The sequence below is a fragment of the Pseudoalteromonas sp. P1-25 genome (assembly GCF_001401805.1).
Taxonomy (GTDB): domain Bacteria; phylum Pseudomonadota; class Gammaproteobacteria; order Enterobacterales; family Alteromonadaceae; genus Pseudoalteromonas.
This window is the reverse complement of the sequence record NZ_LKDW01000087.1, coordinates 1-486: the sequence shown is the minus strand read 5'-3', so window position 1 is coordinate 486 and position 486 is coordinate 1. Positions and strand designations below refer to the sequence as shown.

General features: G+C 39.1%; 1 pseudogene. It reads right to left on the bottom strand.

The window, feature by feature from the left end:
- A pseudogene (locus AN393_RS19655) lies at positions 1-486 on the bottom strand (transposase); the annotation flags it as partial.

The window sequence follows — 486 nt, the reverse complement described above, 5'->3', positions numbered from 1 at the left end:
TTCCCAGAAACGCCCTGTGCAGTTATCTTCTTTATTTGCTCTACGCGCTATATTTTCATTTAATAGGCGCATAAACCAGCTAATACTTGCTAAACGTTCTCGGTATTGTTTTACCGTTTGATTGAAAAAGATGAGTTCAACTTTACTTAGCTTCTCGCCTTGTATGTATTTTTGCGTAAGTACAGTGCCTTTACAGAGCTTATGCCAGCGAATAACAATCGCTTTATCATTCAGCCTATTTGCTTTTTTATCATCAACATACAACACTAAGTGCGTGTGGTTACTCATAACGGCATAAGCACACACATCAATACAAAATATCTTGGCTAATTCACCCAGCTTATCTTCAACCCAGCCTCGTCGATGCTCGTAAGATTGACCAGTGAAATGGTCTTCACCACATAAAAATGCACGACGAACACACCGTGAAATACAGTGATAGTATTTTGTATCAACCAAACTTACTTGACGCTTTCTTGCGATTGC